This window comes from Alsobacter sp. SYSU BS001988 (assembly GCF_054796215.1).
Genome location: NZ_JBTAMK010000023.1, coordinates 1 through 15720, shown reverse-complemented (window position 1 = coordinate 15720; position 15720 = coordinate 1). Strand labels below are relative to the sequence as shown.

The window sequence follows — 15720 nt, the reverse complement described above, 5'->3', positions numbered from 1 at the left end:
GAGCCTGGAGGCATCTGTTGATCGAAGATCCTGTGCGCCTTAAGCCCACGCCATACGACGGCTGGCCACTAGAAGGAGTTTTGAGGCTTAACGCCGAAATCCTCGCGCCCTCGATGTACTTCTCTGTGTTGCGCCGCCAAGTACTCTTTCTGTCCCTGGCCTTCCTGGAAATCGGGGATGAACGCTCCATAAAAAAACGCCTGTGTCAGGCTGCTTCAGAGGTCGGCGATGGGCATCACGCCTCGTCGAAGGGTGCGGGCCGAGCACTGGTAACTTTGCGGCCCAAACGCATCCTGAAGGCCGTGCTTGGGCGAGAAGATTTGCCGAAGGGACTGGTCGGCACTCTCGCTCGGCTCGGCCGTAGTCCCCTGCTTGCACCGAAAACGTACCAGTCCCTCACTGGGATCTATATCGAAGACACCCCGCTGAACCGGCGTCGGCGGAAGACCCTTGCTCAGATCTCTGGGCCTGTGACGGGGATGGCCATCCGTGTAGCGCAGGAGATCGATCCGGCGCTCCAGCACCCTCGGGTCCTCACGTCCATCCACATCCACGACGCTCCACGGCTGAACTCGGCTCTCACCTTCCTCCGTGCGCATTGCCGGGCAGCAACGGATGAGGCCCTGCACGCGTCCCTCTCAATTTTTGGACCAGCCCGGCGCATCAATGCGTGGTTTCGTTCCTGGGCTGAGCGCTGCGACCAATTCCCGTCAAAATGGCCTGTCCTCGCTCAGCCCGAACTGGTCGCTCTCGATACGGCCGAGAAGCTCAGGGATGCGGCCCGGCGCTTCAAGAACTGCCTGAGGGATCGCGTACCGGAGTGCCTGCTGGGGCGCTACATCTACATCGAGCACGTGGGTGAAAGCCCCGACCAGGAGGCCATCGCGGAACTTCGCGCGACCAGCCACGGCTGGCTGCTGACGGGTGTCTTTGGACGGGAAAATGCCCGCGTTCCTGATGATCTCGTCGAACAAATGCATGGCGCGTTGCGGGCAGCCGGGGTGAACTTCTATGCGCATGCCGAGGGAGACGCACGCCAAATCGCGGCTGCGGCATCGCTGCTTCAGATATACGACCTGCCGCGCTTCGTTCAGGCCGTACCTGATCCTATCCTGGAAGCGCTTGAGCGGGACTGCGCAGAATGACCGAGACAAACGTGATCCGCGATCAGCGCGGCGTCGTTATCGGTCGGCTAGAACCCCAGCGGCTGACGGGAAAGACAGTTGCTCGCGACAGGCGTGGCCGGATTCTGGGCTCGTTTGATCCGCGCGAGGGACTGACTCGTGACGCCGTAGGAAGGGTCCTCGGGCGAGGAAATCTGCTGCCCGGATTGATCCTGATGGCAGATTGATGCGGCGCATCGTCCGCATGCTGTTCAGCGACCCGGCTCCGTCCAGTGGCGAAGTGGTGGTCGCCTATCTGTCGGCCCGCACTGGCGGCGCGACGGTCGCCCAGGCGTGCCTTCGGCTTCAAGAGCAATTTCACCCGGAAACTCTTGCGGCCTGCGCCCGTGAACTCGCCAGGGGGGATCTTCACCAACTAATGCTTGAAGCCCAGGCTGCGGCGGCCAAGGTCGATGAACTCCAGGCAGCCCTGGACCGCTCGAACGCCAAAATCCGCGCACTTGAGAAACAACCTCCAATCCGGCAGCGGTCCGACGCGCAGTACGAACGAGTGGGCCTCAGCGGGTCGGCCCCGGACGGCCTCGTTCTGGCTGCACGGAGATGGTGGCTGTCGTCAACGCATCCAGACCGCCGCCCCAGGACAGAAGCAGCGAAGGCGCACGCCGAATTTGTTGAACTCAGCCGCGTGCTCGACGGTATTCTGCGGCAGCGAGGTTTGGCGTGACCCGGCCTGAATGGACGGCCCTGAGCGAGACCATCCTACCAATTGCCCCTCTTACTTTCTGGGCGGCCGTCGCGGTCGTTCGTCCTGGTGCTTTCTGTGGAACTCGCTCTGGACCTTGGGCGGCCTTACGCTCGGGTATCGATTCGCGCGAAAACTCTCGAGCGATGAGTGAGCAGGCTGTGATGCTCCTCGGCGTACCAGTGGGGAGCGCGGCATAGCGGCAGATCTGATCAGCGCTACTCCGAGGGCTCCTCAATCGCAGGGCGCTCGACGGAACGCCTACTGCTGTTCTCCCCTCGCATCATCCACATCGCCTGATCCGACGGGTGATCACTTCGCCCCACTCATTGCGCTCGCGCACGATGATGATGCGGCACGGCTCGCTGTATCGCGGCCCAAAACGGCGCTGCACGACCACGTCATCATCATCGTCACTACGCCAGTCACGACGCCAGCCTCGATGCTGTCCGTTGTCGTAGCCGCGCCATCCGTCGCCATAATCGCCGCGTCACGGCGAACACCGCCAGCGGGCAGCCATATTGGCGGGTGATGTCAAAGGCTGATCTCATTTTGAACGCTACGCCTGCGCTGAATGAAGCACCAACCACGCTCCGAAATTCCTGATCTTTTCGTTATGTAGATGAACGCTTGTTCAGCTACTTGGGGCTGCCATGGCGGTTTTCCCCTTCCCGCGCGCTGAGACGGGCCATACTGAAGCAACATCTCGTCCGCCCACTGAGTCTTCCCCCCGCACCACGTTCAAGGAGATCCGATGTCTGAACATGCTGGCGTTGAAAGCGCTCACGGCAACAAGCGCGTGGCGCTGCTCATTGCGGTGTTGGCCCTGTTCCTGGCCTTAGCGGAAACGGCGGCCAAGAGCGCTCAGACCGAGGCCCTGGCCGCCAATGTCGAGGCTTCCAACCTGTGGGCCTTCTTCCAGGCCAAGACGATCCGTCAGACGGGCGTGCGCCTCGCCAGCGAATTAGTCGCACTTCAGAAAACCGCCCCTGAGAGCGAAGAGGCCGCAAAGGCGAAAGCTCAACTGGAGAGTTGGAAGGCGACCATCGACCGCTGGGAGACCGAGCCGTCCACGCAGGAGGGCCGTCGTGAACTCTCAACCCGTGCGAAGGCTGCCGAACACAAGCGGGACACGTCCCAGGCCCGGTATCACCATTACGAGGTCGCCTCGGCCGCCTTCCAGATCGCCATCGTGATCGCCTCCGCCATGGTGATCACTGGAATAGGCGCACTCCTCTGGCTTTCCGGCGCGCTCGGGGTGGCCGGACTGGCGTTCGCCGCCATCGGGCTGTTCGCGCCGCACGCGGTACATGTCTTTTGACGTTTGTAGATCGAATGGGATGAATGGCTCGGGCCGCTGGAGGATGGGTCGGCTTGCCGGAATTCCCGCGCCAAACCCGTCAAAAACGACTGTTATCTCCCGTTTCAGTTTGCGGCGAACTGAACCTCCTGTCCAACGCAACCCAGGCGATCCGGACCTTGACATCGCTGGCCAAGAGCGGAGGCTGGCCTATGAGCTTACGCCTGCAATGCTCATTCCATCATCCGGCGCGGGTCATATTGGAGAATGCGGCGGAAAGCGTGCAGCGCGTAGCGCCTGCGAAGCCTGTTCTTGAAATATTTGCCTAGGAATTCGGGGCTGATGTGAGGGCACGACCGGCACCGCTCAGTGATGAGGAACGAAGCGATGAACGTCGTTATCCGTGCAGCCCAAGCCGACGACGCGGAAACTTGTGGCCGCATCTGCTTTGCGGCTTTCAGGGTGGTCAGCGAACGTCATGGCTTCCCTTCCCCATTTCGTTCCGTCGCGGCCGCCACATTTCGCGTCACCGCTTTCATTCACCACCCTGCCGTGTTCGGGCTGGTCGCTGCGTCCGACCAAGATGATCAAGTCGTCGGCTTCGCGTTCCTAAGTGAACGCGACCCGATGCGAGCGGTCGGGCCTGTCGCCATCGATCCAACCGTCCAAAGGCAGGGACTGGGGAGGCGCTTGATGAAAGCCGCCTTGGAACGGGCCGAAGGAGCACGGGGCGTACGCCTCATGCAGGATACGTTCAATATGTCTTCCCTGGCGCTCTATGCGTCGCTCGGTTTCGAAGCCAAAGAGCTTTGCGTGATCGTCACGGGAGTACCAGCCAGCGCACCATGGGCGGCTTGGGATGTTCGCTTAATGGCGGAGTCCGACTTAGAGGCATGCGAGGCTCTTCACCAGACCACACATGGCTACACACGAACGAACGAACTCCGCGAGACACTCGCCACTGGCTCACCGGTCGTCGCACTTCGGGATGGGAAGGTTCGAGCCTACATGGCCGTGCCGACGATCTGGCTCGGGAACCACGGCGTTGCCCAAAGGGAAGTGGACATGCAGGCGCTCATTCTCGGAGCAACCCGACTTGCAGGGGGGCCGCCCTCTTTTCTCCTCCCTATCCGGAACTCACAAATGCTGTGCTGGTGCCTGCGGCAGGGCATGCGCACCATCAAGCCGATGACCCTGATGGCCTCCGGCGAGTACCAGCAGCCGAAAGGAGCCTACATTCCCTCCGTACTGTACTAGCGCGCGACGCTGGATAGACGGCGTTTGGACGCGGGTCGTGATCGGCCGATTTTCAGCTTGTAGCGTAGCCGAATTGCGAAAGTGGGGAGAAGAACAGCCATGAGTGAGATCGAAGCCGGTGTAGCGCAACATTATGCGTCCTATGACGTACTCGCCCGAATTCGGAGCGGGCTCGTCGCGATGGGGTATGATCCTGATAAAATCTCACCCGAGACACTGAAACCTGTAGATGAATTCCATATCGGCGGTGCAGAGGCTACGGCGGCGCTGCTTGAGAAGGCTGACATTCGGCCCGAGATGGACGTGCTCGATATTGGGTCGGGCATAGGCGGTCCGGCACGAATGATCTCCACTCTTTATGGTTGTCGGGTCACAGGCGTGGACCTGACCCCGCATTTTGTCGAAACCGCCCGTGCCCTGAGCCGCATGTGCGGCATGGGAGATCGAGTCCGCTTCGAGATTGGAAGCGCCCTTGCGCTCCCGCTTGAGGATGCCTCCTTCGACCTCGCCCTACTTCTCCACGTCGGCATGAACGTGCCGGACAAGGCAGCCTTGTTCCTTGAAGCCCGCCGAGTCCTCCGGGATAGTGGCAAGTTCGCAGTCTATGACGTAATGCGAACTGGTGATGGCGAACTCTCTTTCCCGGTACCATGGGCGGAGACCCCTGATGTGTCAGCATTGGCGTCACCGGAGGCATATCGCGAGGCGGCCGAAAAGGCTGGGTTTACCCTCGATTCAGAGTCCAACCGCCGCCAGATCGCACTGGAGTTCTTCTCCCGTATTCAAGCTCAAGCTGCTGGATCAGCGCCGCAGACTCTCGGCCTCCACAATCTAATGGGGCCAACTGTGCTCGAAAAGATGGCCAACATGATTTCGGCAATTCGAGCGGGTACGATCTCGCCTGTGCAAATGATCTTCTCTGCCCAGAGCCCGTGAGGTGGTGCCGGACCAGGCGGAGCAACAAAGGTGCCTCGCGTTCTCCCTGGCCCTGGCAGGCGAACTCGCCGGATCAGGTGTGCAGGTGACCGTCGTTCTCCCCGGCCGGGTCTCAACGAAGGTCTTTGAAATCGAGGGGACGGATATGACCAAAATGCCGCCCATGACGACTCCTGCTCACCTCGTCGGGGCTCAACCGGCGCGAAACGATCTGCATCCCGGCACTGGAAGAGCCGTCGCTGCTGGACCGGCTTTGGGCGACTCAGGCCAGCGTAGTGCGGACTGCGGGAATGCAGCCTAAACTCGCGTGGACATATTGCCCGGACTAAACTGCCCTTTGGATTAACCTGGACGAAGGGCGCAGCCCAGCAAGACGGCGTTAAGAGGGACAAGCGCATGACCTCCACGACCGATACTTACCACCTACTTGGAAACCTCCTGCACTTCCTAGTGCGCAGTCCAGACACGGGCGGAGCATATTGCCTGGTCGAGTCCCTCGTCGCGCCTGGAGCGGGAGCGCCTCCAAACCGGCACTCGTCTGACGATGAGGCGTTCTACGTGCTTGAAGGCGCATTCGAGTTTGTTATTTCGGGAGCGGCGCAAACAGCGAACAGAGGCGCTTTCATCAAAGTGCCGAACGGGGCTGTTCACGCGTTCAAGAACATCGGACGCGAGCCTGGGCGCTTGCTCATCATTAACTCGCCGGGGCGCGCTCATGATGCGTTTTTCAGCGAAGCAGGAGAGCCAATGCCCCCTGGAACGCGCGTAATACCCCCGCCATCAGGGCCGCCCGACATCCCTCACATTCTGGAGATCGGGCGCAGAAACGGGCTTGAGTTCCTGCTGGATGGTGACCATCAAGCCTAACCATCTCGCTGGTGCGAATGCGGCTTCGAGGCTCAATCGTGACAGGGCGCTAAGCCCCCCGAAGGGGGCGAGGTGCTGATGAGATCGGGGCCTGATCAATGCGGGACGTTGAGATCTGAGCTCGTTGTTGACGAGAGCCCGGCGCTGCTGCTCGGTCCTCCCGCGCCGGTTTAGAGGACGGTGTTGAACTTACGACGCGCGCTGTCGTCGGTCTCGCACGCTTCGGCGAAAACTGAGCCCGACCTCCAGTTGGATACTGGGGCGAGTCTGCGTCGAATGACAGTTCGGGAGTTATGAGATGATCCACGACATTCTGTTAGGACTGGTTCTCCCGCAGTCCTTGCCGAGCCTTGTGTCCAGCGAAGACATGCATCGCGTCAATCGAAGCTGTCGTTGAGGCGTGCGAGCGCACAAATGTAAATCGGCCTGAGATGAGCGCCCGTCAGCTTCTTTGGTGGTTCGCCCGGCCGGTAAGCCGGGGCGACATGATCGATGGCCGTGACGAGGTTCGACCGGGCTGGAGTAAATCGGCGATTGAATCGGAAAATGAGCCATCACGCTGACGCACGCCAGACGCCAATCTCATAGGTCGCCCATCCAGGCTTCGCCTTCGCTGGGGAGTCATAAATCGGCGGCCCGCGCGTCTTGGAGAAAAGGATGGGAATATCACTAAATCGAGATCTTCCTACGCACCGTGAACAAACCTCACTCGGGGAACCAAACCGCTCGAAAGCTTGTTCGCGTGACGTGTCGGGCGCAACGTCCCTCCGGCCGCCCGGCACCCCCCCTCCGCCCGCTCCCATGACCCGGAGCGGGCTTCTTTTTAGCCAACAACATGCCGCACTTGGGCGAGGGGCGAGCTTCAAGCCGAGAAGTACTTCCCAAACAGTTGGGTAACAATGGAGAGGGTATGCGAACCAGAGGCACATTCAGACGGGAGACTTTCTCGGCCAGAGGATGCAGCACTACCTCGATGGGTCATCCTTCGGGTCGATGTAGTCGATCATGAGCGGACCCGTGCCGTTGATCTGGATGATCGCGCCGGACTGTGACATAGCGAAATGCGCCATCTTGGCGGGCATTTAGAGAAATCCACCCTCTGCGACCGTGGCGGCGGCTTTCGCGTCCAGCTTCTCGCCCATACCAGCCGCGAAATCCCCATCGAGCACTTTGATGAGTTCGTCAGTCGGATGCGTGTGCGGCGGGACCTTGTAGTTCGCAGGGAACTTCAGCCGAACCGTGAAGATGCCCTCCTTGGTGGGATCGCCGGACAGGACAACCAACTGCGCCCCTTTCGGGAGGAAAGGTGGCGCCGCGCTCCACTTCATTCTGTCGGACTTTGCGACATGCCCGGCGTCCTGGGCGAAAGCTGGACCAGACAGAACAAGGGTGCAGACACTGACGGCTACTAAGGCGCGCCCATGAGGCTCTCCCTAACGGCCGAAGGCGGGCAGCCGATGGGTCCAGCGCAAGAGTCGGACCGTGCTCCGTCCTGTCGTCCGCGAGGCAAACGACCTTGCCGCTGTCACCAAGAAGGCGGCGCTGCTCGATGCGCCTGGATCAGAGGTCTCCCCCACAGGGACGTACCGCAGCTTGGCAGTGCGCTTTAAAAGGTCGATGATCAACACCCAACTCAAGATCGCTTGTCGAGAACGGAGTTTAACGTGCACACCCGTCGCGAGGTTCTTGCCGGAGCAGGATCGCTCGGTCTCTGGTCCGCTGCATGCAGGCCCGTCGTCGCACAGGACCTTGGACGCGACAGGCTCGTTCTCCTCGGGACTAAGGGCGGTCCGTCGCTGCGGGGCTTAAGTCAATTCCCGAGCGCGAGTCTTCTGGTCGTCGCTGGTCTGCCGTTCGTCATTGACACAGGCTACGGCACAGTCGCGCGGCTCGTGGCGGCAAAGATCCCGCTACCGACGGTGCGCCATGTGTTCATCACACATTTGCACTCGGACCATGTCATCGAGTTGGGGTCTGTGTTCTACAATGCGTGGGCGAACGGACTCAAAGCCGCAGCGGATGCCTATGGCCCGCACGGCATCAAGGCCGTGCTTTCGGGCTACTGGGAGTCGATGCGCTTCGACATCGAGACGCGCGTGGCAGACGAAGGCCGCCCGGATCTTCGCAAGCTCGTGACTGCGCACGAGCACGGCGAAGGCGCAGTCGCCCTGATCGGAGGCGTCAAGGTTGCGGCTTTGCGCAACGTGCACCCGCCCATCACGGAAAGCTTTGCCTTGAAATTTGAGTTCGACGGCAAAATCGTCGTGTTCTCCGGCGACACCGCCTACTTTCCGCCTCTCGCAGATTTCGCTCGGAACGCGGATTACCTCGTTCATGAGGTGATGTACGGCCCGGCCATGGAGGCTCTCGTCCATCGCAATCCAAACGCCGCGAAACTTTTCGAGCACCTGAAGGCGAGCCACACACTCGTTGACGATGTGGGCCTCATTGCTGCGCAGGCAAACGTCAAAAACTTGGTGCTCAATCATTTCGTGCCTGCCGACGACCCGGCGATCACTGAGGCCGATTGGACAGCGGGTGTGCGCAAGCACTTCTCGGGCAATGTGATCGTCGGACGGGATTTGATGGAAATTCCACTCGGTTGATATTGGCGCGTGGGACCAGAAACCCATTGATACTGTCGAGCCCGGCAATGGTTTTCTGCTGATCAGGGCGCGCTTGGACGAGGAGCGAGCCTGTTACCATTGATGAAGGTCCCCTCCATTCAGAGCCAAACCGGCGCGAAATCGCCCTGGAGTTCTTCACTCGTATTCAAGCTCAAGCTGCTGGATCAGCGCCGCACGGGAGTCGAGCATAGCCCTTCTCCGTCAAACAGGCTACGATAGGCAATGACGTTGCACATCCCCCTAAACGAGGCCGAGCGCCTCGCTGCTGGCAGGCGTTACGACATCCTCGACACGCCGCCTGACGGCGCGTTTGATCGGATTACGAGGATCGCGGCACGGCTTTTTGACGTGCCTATCTCTATCGTCAGCATCGTTGACACTGACCGCATCTGGTTCAAGTCGCACCACGGGCTGGACGTGGCCGAAATCCCGCGCAGCCCTGGCCTGTGCGCGTCCGCTATCCTCGACAGCAAGCCGTGGGTTCTATCGGATGCGAGCGTCGATCCTCGTTCTCTGACCAATCCCCTTGTCGCTGGCGAGTTTGGGCTGCGGTTCTATGCGGGGGTGCCATTGCGGACGCGCGATGGGTTCAATCTAGGCACGCTGTGTGTCATTGACCACGCCCCACGGCCTATGAGCCAGACCGACATCGATCAACTTTCTGACCTCGCCGCCATCGTTATGGATGAACTGGAGCTTCGGCGCGCTGCAAATCAGGAGCTAGGGAAAAAGGAAGCGTTGTTCAAAGAGGTTCATCACCGCGTCAAAAACAACTTACAGATCATTGCGAGCCTTCTTGCACTTCAGAGTCGATCCGTTGCGCCGGAGTTGCGAGGAGCCTTCGAGGAGAGCTTGAAGCGGATTTACTCCATGGGTCTGCTTCACGAGAAATTCTACGCCGGGGAGCACGTGGAAACCATCGACATCACCCAGTACGTTCGCGAGCTTGTGCGCGGCGTTATTGACGCCTTCGGGCTTTCGGACCGCGTGACGGCTGAGGTGAAAGGCCCATCTTTTCAGGTCGGTTTGGATGAAGGCACCCCGCTTTCCCTCCTGGTCGGGGAGGTCGTTTCGAATGCCTGCAAACACGCCTTCCCGGATGAGCGGTCGGGCACCATCAAGGTAGCGATCCAGGATGGTGATGGGCGTGTAACTTTGCGCATTTCGGACGACGGGATCGGCCCGGCAGGAGGTAACGCGACTAGCGGAACGCAAATGGGCACTAGGCTCATCGCCACCTTTGTGCAGCAGTTAAACGGCTCCTCGTCGTTCAGCGCAGGCGAGCGGGGCGGCTCCATATTTGAGCTTTCGATGCCCACAATGGGCAGGCGCTAGAGGCCGAGTTCGGTGAACGCCTGACGAGGTAGGATTCCAGGCGGAAGCAAGGTCATTCATAATCACGGTTCTGCAAGTGACGACTGCGTACTTGGCGCAACCGCACGCGAGCCCCAGCGGTTACGTCAGTTGCCCAACGGCTTTTGACGCCGAGAAACTACACGGGAGCGGGCCTCAACATCGACGCTATTCTCAACAAGCTCTTTCCAACTCACCAAGTGCAAGCAGAATACCATCAAGCCACCGGTTGCCGACACCCCCCGCTGACCTGATTGAGTCAACTCGATCTCGTCGGGCGTTCAGTTAGCCGCCAGTTCTCTGGCCAGTGTTTCTCTCAGGAGACGCCGGATCGCGCCCAAGCGGCCACACATGCTCTGTCCTGGTTTCAGCGGACGGACCTCCAGGACAGCCGCCAGGATCTCTTCAGAGCGGAAAGGCTTTTCGACGTAAGTCGTCTGGCCTGATTGCTGGACTTCTTCCGTGTCATAGCCGCTGACGAAGACAACTGGGATACTGCGAATGGAACGGCACTGCTCTGCAAGGGCGTCACCCCTCAGGTCGGGCAAGCCGATATCCGTGATGAGCAGTCCGATCTCTGGATGTGCGGCGAACAGGGCCAGACCGGCAGCCGCATCATTGGCGCGGATGACGCCATGGCCCTGCTCACGGAGCAACTCAGCGATGGACAGCGCTACGAACGGCTCATCCTCGACCAACAGAATAGTCAAATGCTTCTGCACCGGCCGTCTCCCCAGCCTCGTAGTGGTAAGCGTTTCACGAAAGCCAGGGGGAGTGGATAAGTTGAGTTACGTATATTGTTCGTCCAGCCGCAGCGCGCGGGTTGGGCTCGGCGGCGAGGTCGTCAAAAACCGAGAACGCCGGTTCCGTACGGTGGAGGAGGCGGGTTGACCATTTTCCGGTTGAACGCGACCAGAAATAATCTGCCCGGTCGTTTCGCGCGTTATGGCGGCAAGCTCAGGAGGTGCTGCCATGGACGGCTCCTTCACGCCAAGCGATATCGGCGGTTTGATCTTTCAACAGTTGAGTGAGCTTGGTATTTCGAGGCGCGAACTGGCCGAAAATTTGGGGTGCCGGAGCATCCCCGAGGCCCTCAAGAAATTGGACGCCCTCATTGTCGGGGATGTTCAAAAAGCCGAGGGCATGGTCCGCTCACTCTCGTTGGCGCTGTTCATCCCGGAACAGTCATCGCCGATGCACTGGCCGTCACACGCGTACATCAATCGCAAGAAGCCGACCGTGCGTCTGCGACCGCCGAATTGGTCCGGCGCGACTAATTTAGACCCTTCGCACTGCGCAGCCAGCTTCCTCGCGGACCACGACGGGCCTTTCCGGTGGGGCCAATCGGGTATTGATGTTGAACTTGAACCGGATCGGCCATCAGCGCTGGTCAGCCAGGTCGTGACGGAACTGCGTTCAATTCTGATCGACGGCGCATTGCCGTTAGTCGGGTTGGCGCTCGGGTTCGAAATCGCCTTCACGCCAGATCGCACAGGGCGCTTCACGCTCGACGGGGTTTTCGTCGGGATTGTGCCGACGGCCGGGATGGACCAAGAAAGTCCGCCCGTGTTTAGATGACTAGTTCTTCGGGGATTTCAGTGAGCCGGGAGATCCCAAGCATGGCCGCAGTAGCTGGTCGCCCCTATTGGGCGCGAGTTTACGCTTGTGCTTCGTCGTAGGCGGCTGGTGTCCCCTGGGGCTTTTTCCTTCCACTTGACCATGAACAGCTTGATTGCTCCACTAAGGCGGGGGAAGCATCATTTCACCAGCGTTCATAGCTCGCCACCACGCCCCACCAATACGCACGATTTACGCCCTTTCAGCCGCATGTTGGACCGCCGCGACCGTTGCTTCCGCTGCAACCGCCCCTTCATTTCGATGCTGTTCTCGGATTAGCGGGCGAGAGCTGAATGGTCGGTGAATAGCACTGGAGCCGAGCGCCACCAAATGGTGACCGGCACGCCCAACCAGGGAGCAGACCGTCATTATATCGTAAATCGGCATTCGTCCGCAGGTGTAGCCAGCCCGCAAATCCAATCCGGCTTCCACTCCAATCCACAAGCCGCCAACATACGTCGCGAAGCCTCGTTGGATCGGGAAACCTGCCCATAGACAACTGTCGCTGACATCTCGGCGGCGCGCTGAACCAGGCGCGCGGCGACAGCTTTGCCCAGGCCCGATCCTCGCATTATCGGCGCAACCGCGATTAGTCCAAGGAAGGCGGCGTCGCACAGCTTGCTGAATCGATTGTGAGGGAAATACGTGGTCCCTGCCGCAACAATTTGCCCGATCTGGTCTGCAATCGCTATGGTGCTCTGACGGGGGCCATCGAGGAGGTAAGGTCCGGAGAAGGGCGCGATACCCTGCTCGACTAGAAACTGCTGAAGCGCTCGTGTTTCCGGCGAGGCTGGATCGTTGGGCGATGGTCGGACATGAAGTCCGGTGGGAAGAGGTGCCGACAAAAGGGTCGCCACCTTGGCTCTGATATTGCTCGCATCGGCCCAGTACATGTCCCACTGGTCGATCCGGTATCCTAGCCTTTCCAGCCTGGGGAACCACTCTTTAGCTTGTCGGGGATCAAGACAACGAAACCCGAGCATGCCAAACTCATCGAGAATGCGCTTGATCTCCTCAAATCCGAGCCGCTCTGGATCATCGGTACTCAGCAGGCGCACTCCATTGACCAACCCCGGTGTGGACGCGATCCAATCGCGGCTCTCATGCACGGTTCGTTGATAGCGGATCTGCACGTCTGTGCCGAAATAGCCCACCATGCGCGTCAAGCTCCATGAGAACCGTTGTGCATGATACACGCACACCCCTACATCGAGGAAGGCTCGTGCGAGGCTCAGAGCCGTCCTCCATCTTCAACGACTGCGCTACATTGTCATCGGTTGAGGTTCGATTGCGTTTTCGTGCGCTGGCGGCGCTGATTGAGAACGCTATCTGACCCGCGACTGGCTGCTCCAGGTGCACCATGTCCAAGCTCGCGCGCTGGCGAGTGAGGTAGTCGGGGTGACCTCGGAGCGGCGGCAAGCCCCGTGTGGTTCTCCGTCATGGCCAAACACCGGCCGTTTCATCGGCTGGCGAATGACGTGCTCGCCCTGAAAGAGGGGGGGTCGGGCGGCTCACCACCGCGATGGTACCCAGAGAGGACCGCCTCGTGCGCTGGACCAGCGAGATCGTGGAGGCGGTCAACAGCACGCCCCCGTAGTGCCGGGCGCGCATTTGCCTTCGCACGTCGAAGGTGACCACCGACACCTCATTCAGCGACCTCAAAGCCTCGGTAAAGATCACGCTAATGGAGGACTACGCTATCACTCAGCGGATGTATAACTCGGCACTCAGTGGGCCGATCCGCTATTGTGGGCTGCGCTCTGGGCCTTTGTACTCAGCAGTCTCTGGCGTGGACCACGAGGACGGCAGCAACCGACCCCCCGCAACCGCTCTTGACCGGTTCAGCTTTGTACGCCTGCACCAGATCCCGCCTCCTGCCCGTGATGGCCTAGATGGAGACTGGGGACGGCCCCTTGCAATTTCGAGCTTTCCCCTTGCGGATCACCGCCGACGGGCAGAAGCTATAATCGCAACTGGATTAGTGAACATCGGGTATGCCTCCCAACGTGAGGAATGAGCGCCGTCTCACTGCCATCCTGATGGCTGACGTGGCTGGATACTCGCGGCTCATGGGCCAAGACGATTCTGGCACACTGGAGCTTCTCACAGCACATCGCGCCATTTTGGACGCAGCAATCAAGGAGCATGGCGGCCGCGTCGTGAACAGCACAGGTGACAGCATGTTGGCGGAATTCGCCAGCGTGGTTGCCGCCGCAGAGGCGGCCATTGAGGCTCAGGCACGTCTGTCAGACTCTAACGCTATGCTGCCAACAGAGCGTCGGCTCCAGTTCCGGCTTGGTCTTCATCTTGGCGACGTGATTGCACGCGATGGATGGGCCGACCACAAAGGAGAAGCTGTCCATCGCCGTTCTCCCTTTTACCAACATGAGCGGCGACCCAGAACAAGAATACTTCGCGGATGGTATGGTCGAGGACATCATCACTGCCTTAAGTCAGATCAGGCAATTCCTCGTCATCGCCAGAAATTCGTCGTTCGTATACAAAGGTCACGCAGTCGATGTCCGACATGTCGGGCGGGAGCTTGGCGTCCGGTATGTATTGGAAGGCTCGGTCCGCAAAGCGGGAAATCGACTTAGAATTACCGGTCAGCTTGTGGACACAAAGAGCGGTGGCCACGTCTGGGCCGACAAGTTCGACGGCGATATGAAGGACGTGTTCGACCTTCAGGACCGCCTGACCGAAGACATCGTGGCCGCAATCGAACCCTCGCTTCGCAACGCTGAAATCGATAGGGCGCGAGGGAAACCGACCGAAGATCTCGATGCCTACGACTTCTATCTACGAGGATTGTCAGAACAGTACGCATATACGCGGGAGGGCCATCAGGCAGCCCGGCAATTCTTCGAAAGAGCGCTAAAGCGAGATCCCTCATATGCTGAAGCATGGGCCAGCTTGGCGGATTGTGTTGGTCGGGCGGCGCTCTTCGGCTGGGTTGATGACGTAGATGAAGGGCGACGATTGTCCTGTGAAGCAGCAATTCGGGGCGTTCATCTCGACCCTGACAACGGACCGGTGCTCGCGATTGCCGCGTGGGCATTGGCTGTGATGGAAGGGCGAGTAGAGCAGGCAATAGAATATACGAATCGTGCTCTCAAGTGCGCGCCTAACTCTGCACCCGTCTTGTCTTCGTGCGCTTGGGCTTTGGTCTATAATGCGGAAACAGAAAAATCCATTGAGTGTTACAGCAAAGCAAGAGGGATCAGCCCTTTTGACCCCCGACGTGGCGATCACGTCACGTGCTTAGCGGCAGCCCAGTTCTTTTCACGGCGGTTTGAGGAATGCATCCAGAGCGCCCGACGTGTCCTGGTCGAAGCTCCCGGCAATGCGTCCGCCCGTCGCTTCATGGCTGCGGGATACGTTCAGACTGGTGACATGACCAGTGCCGAACGGACAATCGCAGAACTGATGGCATTTCAACCCTCATCATCGATTTCCCGTACGGCGAAAACATCTCGCTTCCGCCATCGTTGGATGATTGACCTCTATCTTGACAGCTTACGTGCGGCAGGTTTGCCGGAGTGACCAAATCTGGGCACTATGGGCCGCACAGGCGGGCACGCTCGATGGTCATTCCGCAGAAGGCTGTCGTCGCCACGCCGACAGCCCCGACATACTTGCCCAGGGAACGATTTTGAGCTTCAGCCTGTGTTCAAGTGCGGTATTCCATCAACGCCCCAACAGAAAGCCCCGGCACCACCATGGCGGCCGGGGCTTGGCAGCGGGCCTAGCTGAAGATGTCGCCCACCACTGCCGATTCTATAGCGCTGGTCCTGAGTGGGAGCAATTGAGCCAAGACCGAATTGCCGCTGATCGAGCGGCGTACATTGCCAACAGCATACCGGCTGGCCCCGCTCCTTCGCATCTTGCCAACAAACG

The 15720-nt window shown here is 59.9% G+C and carries 14 protein-coding genes and 1 pseudogene; 12 read left to right on the top strand and 3 right to left on the bottom strand.

Annotated features, from left to right (window positions below; all coding sequences use genetic code 11):
* Window positions 1-17 precede the first annotated feature (17 nt).
* The 7 genes from ACYVO7_RS24245 (at window position 18) to ACYVO7_RS24215 (ending at window position 6226) form a co-directional block, all read left to right on the top strand.
* Window positions 18-1145 (top strand): hypothetical protein, encoded by a 1128-nt coding sequence (locus ACYVO7_RS24245; protein ID WP_460452341.1) that lies wholly within the window; start codon window positions 18-20, stop codon window positions 1143-1145.
* Complete coding sequence (locus ACYVO7_RS24240; RefSeq protein ID WP_460452340.1) at window positions 1142-1351, top strand: hypothetical protein; 210 nt, start codon at window positions 1142-1144, stop codon at window positions 1349-1351. Before ACYVO7_RS24245 ends, ACYVO7_RS24240 begins: the two co-directional genes overlap by 4 nt.
* Window positions 1351-1848 carry a hypothetical protein gene (locus tag ACYVO7_RS24235; protein ID WP_460452339.1) on the top strand — a complete coding sequence of 166 codons (498 nt, stop codon included), beginning with the start codon at window positions 1351-1353 and terminating at the stop codon, window positions 1846-1848. Before ACYVO7_RS24240 ends, ACYVO7_RS24235 begins: the two co-directional genes overlap by 1 nt.
* A 772-nt stretch (window positions 1849-2620) precedes the next feature.
* Window positions 2621-3187 carry a DUF4337 domain-containing protein gene (locus ACYVO7_RS24230; RefSeq protein WP_460452338.1) on the top strand — a complete coding sequence of 189 codons (567 nt, stop codon included), beginning with the start codon at window positions 2621-2623 and terminating at the stop codon, window positions 3185-3187.
* Between the two features lie 366 nt (window positions 3188-3553).
* Window positions 3554-4423 carry a GNAT family N-acetyltransferase gene (locus ACYVO7_RS24225; RefSeq protein ID WP_460452337.1) on the top strand — a complete coding sequence of 290 codons (870 nt, stop codon included), beginning with the start codon at window positions 3554-3556 and terminating at the stop codon, window positions 4421-4423.
* A gap of 99 nt (window positions 4424-4522) precedes the next feature.
* On the top strand, window positions 4523-5359 hold the full coding sequence (locus ACYVO7_RS24220; RefSeq protein ID WP_460452336.1) for a class I SAM-dependent methyltransferase: 837 nt from the start codon (window positions 4523-4525) through the stop codon (window positions 5357-5359).
* A 396-nt stretch (window positions 5360-5755) separates the two neighbouring features.
* On the top strand, window positions 5756-6226 hold the full coding sequence (locus tag ACYVO7_RS24215; protein ID WP_460452335.1) for a cupin domain-containing protein: 471 nt from the start codon (window positions 5756-5758) through the stop codon (window positions 6224-6226).
* A gap of 1082 nt (window positions 6227-7308) precedes the next feature.
* On the opposite strand, the gene ACYVO7_RS24210 is transcribed toward ACYVO7_RS24215, so the two are convergent.
* Complete coding sequence (locus tag ACYVO7_RS24210) at window positions 7309-7608, bottom strand: cupin domain-containing protein (protein ID WP_460452357.1); 300 nt, start codon at window positions 7606-7608, stop codon at window positions 7309-7311.
* 282 nt (window positions 7609-7890) lie between these two features.
* On the opposite strand from ACYVO7_RS24210, the gene ACYVO7_RS24205 reads away from it, so the two are divergent.
* Window positions 7891-8832: an MBL fold metallo-hydrolase gene (locus ACYVO7_RS24205; protein ID WP_460452334.1), complete on the top strand. Its 942-nt coding sequence runs from the start codon at window positions 7891-7893 to the stop codon at window positions 8830-8832.
* A gap of 243 nt (window positions 8833-9075) precedes the next feature.
* Window positions 9076-10188 (top strand): sensor histidine kinase, encoded by a 1113-nt coding sequence (locus ACYVO7_RS24200; RefSeq protein WP_460452333.1) that lies wholly within the window; start codon window positions 9076-9078, stop codon window positions 10186-10188.
* Window positions 10189-10487: 299 nt separating this feature from the next.
* On the opposite strand, the gene ACYVO7_RS24195 is transcribed toward ACYVO7_RS24200, so the two are convergent.
* Window positions 10488-10928, bottom strand: a complete 441-nt coding sequence (locus ACYVO7_RS24195; RefSeq protein WP_460452332.1) for a response regulator — start codon at window positions 10926-10928, stop codon at window positions 10488-10490.
* Between the two features lie 250 nt (window positions 10929-11178).
* Here ACYVO7_RS24195 and ACYVO7_RS24190 point away from each other — a divergent pair, with 250 nt between their 5' ends.
* Window positions 11179-11784 carry a hypothetical protein gene (locus ACYVO7_RS24190; RefSeq protein ID WP_460452331.1) on the top strand — a complete coding sequence of 202 codons (606 nt, stop codon included), beginning with the start codon at window positions 11179-11181 and terminating at the stop codon, window positions 11782-11784.
* A 407-nt stretch (window positions 11785-12191) separates the two neighbouring features.
* Here ACYVO7_RS24190 and ACYVO7_RS24185 read toward each other — a convergent pair whose 3' ends face one another.
* The gene (locus ACYVO7_RS24185; RefSeq protein WP_460452330.1) at window positions 12192-12980 is read right to left on the bottom strand and encodes a GNAT family N-acetyltransferase; all 789 of its coding nucleotides are present in this window, start codon (window positions 12978-12980) and stop codon (window positions 12192-12194) included.
* An 837-nt stretch (window positions 12981-13817) separates the two neighbouring features.
* Here ACYVO7_RS24185 and ACYVO7_RS24180 point away from each other — a divergent pair.
* Window positions 13818-14090: pseudogene (locus ACYVO7_RS24180) on the top strand (adenylate/guanylate cyclase domain-containing protein); the annotation flags it as partial.
* A 52-nt stretch (window positions 14091-14142) separates the two neighbouring features.
* The gene (locus tag ACYVO7_RS24175; protein WP_460452358.1) at window positions 14143-15366 is read left to right on the top strand and encodes a tetratricopeptide repeat protein; all 1224 of its coding nucleotides are present in this window, start codon (window positions 14143-14145) and stop codon (window positions 15364-15366) included.
* The last annotated feature ends 354 nt before the right edge of the window (window positions 15367-15720 follow it).

Coding starts and splice junctions, on each gene's coding strand:
- ACYVO7_RS24190 (WP_460452331.1), top strand. CDS start 11,179: ATGGACGGCTCCTTCACGCCAAGCGATATCGGCGGTTTGATCTTTCAA.
- ACYVO7_RS24230 (WP_460452338.1), top strand. CDS start 2,621: ATGTCTGAACATGCTGGCGTTGAAAGCGCTCACGGCAACAAGCGCGTG.
- ACYVO7_RS24215 (WP_460452335.1), top strand. CDS start 5,756: ATGACCTCCACGACCGATACTTACCACCTACTTGGAAACCTCCTGCAC.
- ACYVO7_RS24220 (WP_460452336.1), top strand. CDS start 4,523: ATGAGTGAGATCGAAGCCGGTGTAGCGCAACATTATGCGTCCTATGAC.
- ACYVO7_RS24240 (WP_460452340.1), top strand. CDS start 1,142: ATGACCGAGACAAACGTGATCCGCGATCAGCGCGGCGTCGTTATCGGT.
- ACYVO7_RS24200 (WP_460452333.1), top strand. CDS start 9,076: ATGACGTTGCACATCCCCCTAAACGAGGCCGAGCGCCTCGCTGCTGGC.
- ACYVO7_RS24235 (WP_460452339.1), top strand. CDS start 1,351: ATGCGGCGCATCGTCCGCATGCTGTTCAGCGACCCGGCTCCGTCCAGT.
- ACYVO7_RS24225 (WP_460452337.1), top strand. CDS start 3,554: ATGAACGTCGTTATCCGTGCAGCCCAAGCCGACGACGCGGAAACTTGT.
- ACYVO7_RS24185 (WP_460452330.1), bottom strand. CDS start 12,980: ATGGTGGGCTATTTCGGCACAGACGTGCAGATCCGCTATCAACGAACC.